Annotated in this window: 3 protein-coding genes; 2 read left to right on the top strand and 1 reads right to left on the bottom strand. The window is 28.9% G+C overall.

Going from position 1 to position 1,334, the window contains the following annotated elements:
* The first annotated feature begins 200 nt into the window (after positions 1 to 200).
* Both QVD32_RS13155 and QVD32_RS13150 read left to right on the top strand, forming a co-directional pair.
* A complete protein-coding gene (locus tag QVD32_RS13155) occupies positions 201 to 323 on the top strand; it encodes a hypothetical protein (protein ID WP_287710389.1) in 123 nt (40 codons plus the stop codon).
* 44 nt (positions 324 to 367) lie between these two features.
* The gene (locus tag QVD32_RS13150; protein WP_287710388.1) at positions 368 to 748 is read left to right on the top strand and encodes a hypothetical protein; all 381 of its coding nucleotides are present in this window, start codon (positions 368 to 370) and stop codon (positions 746 to 748) included.
* Positions 749 to 810: 62 nt separating this feature from the next.
* On the opposite strand, the gene QVD32_RS13145 is transcribed toward QVD32_RS13150, so the two are convergent.
* Positions 811 to 1,230, bottom strand: coding sequence for an ImmA/IrrE family metallo-endopeptidase (locus tag QVD32_RS13145; RefSeq protein ID WP_287710387.1), 420 nt, complete (start codon positions 1,228 to 1,230; stop codon positions 811 to 813).
* Positions 1,231 to 1,334: the final 104 nt, after the last annotated feature.

The following is a 1,334-nucleotide window of genomic DNA, read 5'->3' as shown; positions in this document are numbered from 1 at the left end:
AATTGTAGTAAGGAAACTAACCAAAAATTAACCAAGCAACATATTTTTAATCAATTAGGTATAGAATAAAGTGCATTAGTTTTTTACTAGTGCATTTTATTGTGTACTGAATAGATTTTTTGTTGTATTTATAACAATCTTTTGACGTATATTAACATTGTTGGTATAATGTTGATATAAGGAAAAGGGGTGTATGCTTTATGACTACAATTACATTTAAAGCTGATGAATTAACTCCTGCTCTTGATGATGTTGTAAAGGGTGTTAACATGAGTGAGGAATTTACTGATGTTAAAAGTTTAATGGAGAGTTTAAATGCTTAAAATTAAATACCGCAGACAGTTTAAAATAATTGGGAGGTGCTTTTATGAAAAAGAAGTTGTTAGCAACATTGTTAGCGGTTATGTCAGTATTCTTACTTTTTGGGTGTTCATCAAAAGATGATTTAAGTGGGAAATGGTGTACAGTTTATTATGATGGTACAGCTGAAGTAGAGTTGGAAATAGATAATAATAGTGGAACTATTGATGTTGATGGTGTTACATATTCAATTACTAATGTTGATACAGATAAAAAACAGATAACGGTTAATGCTGGTAAAGATTATGTAGTACCATATTCATATAAAGATGGAATTTTAACACTAACAGAAGATTCTTTATATGGTTCTTCTACTACTTCTGTTTATTATCGAAAAGGTTCGAAGCAATTAGAAAAAGCAGTAGAGGAAGCAAAAAATGACGACTAGAAAAATTCTAGTCGTTTTTTTAATATTTTTTCTCCTAAGTTTAACTGTCTGAAAAAGCTGTGTTAGTTTTTCTTTATATCTTTGAAGTATAGATTTTTAACGGTTTCTTTGACAAAGTTTTCATATTTATCAGGTATGAAAGCTTTTTTCATATATTCGATATAATTAAATGATTCATCTATAGGATATTCTTGGTTGATTAGATTGAGGAAGTCAATGATACGTTTTTTTTCAGTTTCATTTTCTATTCGAGGATTGTATGTTTCTACAAAGCATAGTGTGTTATTTATGTCATCTTTGAGACAATGAGCTTTTTCATGTAGTAGTACATTGATTAGTTCAACTTCAGATAGCTCGTTATCAACGAAGATGTATTTTTGACCGTTAATTTCATTATGTCTTCCTTTACTATTTGGAAGACTTGTAAATAAAACGATGATACCATGCTGTTCAATATCTTTAATGATTTCCGATAGTTTCATATTAATGTTTTTTTAGGTAGTCAATAAGGGCATTTTTCATATTTTCGATTTCTTCATCTGTAGCTGGTTTTCCGTTGAAACCAATTGATTTTCTTAAAGATTGC

It is taken from the genome of Barnesiella sp. (genome assembly GCF_022723415.1).
GTDB lineage: Bacteria > Bacteroidota > Bacteroidia > Bacteroidales > Barnesiellaceae > Barnesiella > Barnesiella intestinihominis.
This window is presented reverse-complemented; position numbering and strand designations above follow the sequence as displayed.